We start from the raw sequence: 2,398 nt of genomic DNA, 5'->3' as shown, positions 1-2,398 counted from the left end.
GATCACCTCGTCGATGGTGGCTCGGACGACCTTCGGGCGGTGATGCGTCTCCTGACGTCGTTCCCGCCGGAGCGGTTGGCCGATGACGGCTTCGTCCGAGCCTTGACGTCGCAGGGCGGCTGGGCCGTGAAGGCCGATCCCGCGGAACGGCGTCGGGCCGGCACGTTCATCGCGACGTATCAGCAGCGGCTCGAGGCCCTCCGCCAGGTCACGCAACCCTGCCTGGTCATGGGCTTCGAGTTCGACACCGACACGTTCGCCGCGCGCGCCCGAGAGGTCGCGGCAGCCATCCCGGATGCGGAGTATCACGAGGTCCCAGGCGTCGGGCACGCCGCGCCTATCAGTCACCCGGAGGCGGTCTGGCCCTCGGTCGTGCGCTTTCTGGAGCGGCACCACCCGCCACGTGACCTCCGACGCGAGGAGCGGCGCGCGCCTACGCGCCGAGCAACGCCGCCGGGATGACGGCGATCCCGTCCGGGCGACGGTAGGCGATCTGCCCAGTGGTGATCACCGCGGCATCCGCCAGGTCGTCCCCGAGCTGCTCTCGGAGCCACCGCAGATGCCGGACGTCGCGGTCATCCACGGTGGTCGCCAGCTTGACCTCGAGGGCGACGACCCGGCGGCCGCGTTCCACGATGATGTCGACCTCGTGTCGGCCGTCCTGAATGCGGAGGTGGGCGACACGAGCACCGATGCGTTGGGCGTAGGTCTGGACCGACTGGGTGACCAGGTGTTCGAAGAGGGGACCGAGCATCGATCCCCCGCGGCCGTCGATGCGGACGTCGTCGCGTCCAGAGATGACGTCGTCCCGGTCGAGACCCAGGAGTCGTGTGGCGAGCGCGGGGTCGGCGAGCATGTGCTTGGGAGCCTGGGCGAGCCGCTTGAGCGGGTTGTACACCGGGATCCAGGCCTCGACGGGATCGAGGACGAAGGTGCGTAGCAGGACGTCCCGGTACGTCGTCGTCGCGTCGCGGCTCGGCTTGTCCGGGAGCCCGGCCGTCGCTGCGTCGAGGATGCGCGAGTAGGACGCTGTCGTCGCCGTGGCTGCGGCGTAACCCCGTAGCCAAGCGGCGAGGGAGGCAGGCCGGCGGACGGTGGTCCCCTGCTCGACGAACTCACGCTCGATGGTGTGCGTGACGTAGCCGTCGAGCCGTGCCTCGCGGAGTCGGGCTGGCAAGCGACGGATGCCGGGGAAACCGGAGGCGAAGATCTCGTCGACGTACTCCTCCAACCCGATATTCGTCCTGGCGTCGATCGGGGGCCGGGAGCGGGACATGAGGTCTTCCAGGCTGATCGCCGGCTCCACGATCCCGCGTTCGCTCAGCGTGAGTGGGCGCATCCGGATGGTGTCGATCCTCCCGGCGCCCGAGTGGATACGAGCGCCGGGAGGTGCGGACGACCCGGTCAGGAGGAACGAGCCCGGGGGCGCTCCGGCGTCGACCGCGCGCCGCACCTGGTCCCACGAGGTCGGGTGGAGCTGCCACTCGTCCAGGAGGGTCGTCCCGTCAGGGGCGAGGTCGAACGGACGGGCGGCGAACGCGGCGCGTTCCTGGTCGACGTCGAATCGCACCAGGTGATCGGCCCGCCGGCGTGCTGTCTCCGTCTTGCCCACGCCCTTGGCGCCCTGGAGCGCGATGGCCGGGAGGCCGGCCACCAGCTCGTCGAGCTCGTCGTCGACCAGGCGGCGCACGTAGGGGCGGGTATCGGAGCTGTTCACAGGCTCTAACCTACCATCCACACATCAATCATCCGGCGATTCACACATCCCGCGTCCGGCGATCCACGCGGGCGTCGCGGAGGGGAGGTGACGAGGCACGGCAGCTGTCGGCGACGATCGCGCCGTCGTCGAGCACCAGGCGGCGGCCGCGGAAGCGCTCGCGCATCAGGCGGTCGTGGGAGACGAGGACGAGGGTGCCGTCGAACTCCGCGAACGCCCTCTCCAGCTCCTCGACGAGCGCGGGGGAGAGGTGGTTCGTCGGCTCGTCCACGAGCAGCACGTCCGTCGTGGTGGTGACGACCCGCGCGAGCTCGAGGCGGGACCGCTGCCCCTGGGACAGCTCGCGCACCGGCCGGGGCAGGTCGTCGGGGCGGAACAGGCCCGTGGCGAGCAGCGCCTCCGCGTGCTCCTCCAGGTCGCCGGGACGCCCGGCGGCGAACGCGTGCAGCACGGTACGGCCGTCGCCCGAGGGGGACGCGGCCGTCTGCCGCAGGTGACCGACGGCGCCCGCGGCCCGGGCCGTCCCGGCGTCCGGCCCGACCTCGCCCGCGATCACCCCGAGCAGCGTGCTCTTGCCCGCGCCGTTCGGCCCGGTCACCAGCAGGTGCTCGCCGGCGGCCACCCTGAGGCGGGGGACGGAGAGCCGGCCGCGCACCTCGACCCCGTCGAGCCCGACGGGCC

3 protein-coding genes are annotated in these 2,398 nt (G+C 71.9%); 1 reads left to right on the top strand and 2 read right to left on the bottom strand.

Annotated elements, in window-relative coordinates; all coding sequences use genetic code 11:
* A partial coding sequence (locus ACFWEK_RS20825; protein ID WP_430555277.1) for an alpha/beta fold hydrolase occupies positions 1 to 462 on the top strand: 462 nt, incomplete at its 5' end.
* On the opposite strand, the gene ACFWEK_RS20820 is transcribed toward ACFWEK_RS20825, so the two are convergent.
* Positions 434 to 1,717, bottom strand: coding sequence for an ATP-binding protein (locus ACFWEK_RS20820; protein ID WP_430555276.1), 1,284 nt, complete (start codon positions 1,715 to 1,717; stop codon positions 434 to 436). The two genes, ACFWEK_RS20825 and ACFWEK_RS20820, sit on opposite strands and share 29 nt — an antisense overlap.
* Positions 1,718 to 1,757: 40 nt before the next feature.
* The coding region (locus tag ACFWEK_RS20815; protein ID WP_430555275.1) for an ATP-binding cassette domain-containing protein at positions 1,758 to 2,398 on the bottom strand (641 nt) is incomplete at its 5' end.

The sequence above is a fragment of the Isoptericola sp. NPDC060257 genome, assembly GCF_042726645.1.
Classification (GTDB): Bacteria; Actinomycetota; Actinomycetes; order Actinomycetales; family Cellulomonadaceae; genus Isoptericola; species Isoptericola nanjingensis.
The sequence above is the reverse complement of the archived record's forward strand: the minus strand, read 5'-3'. Positions and strand labels throughout refer to the sequence as shown.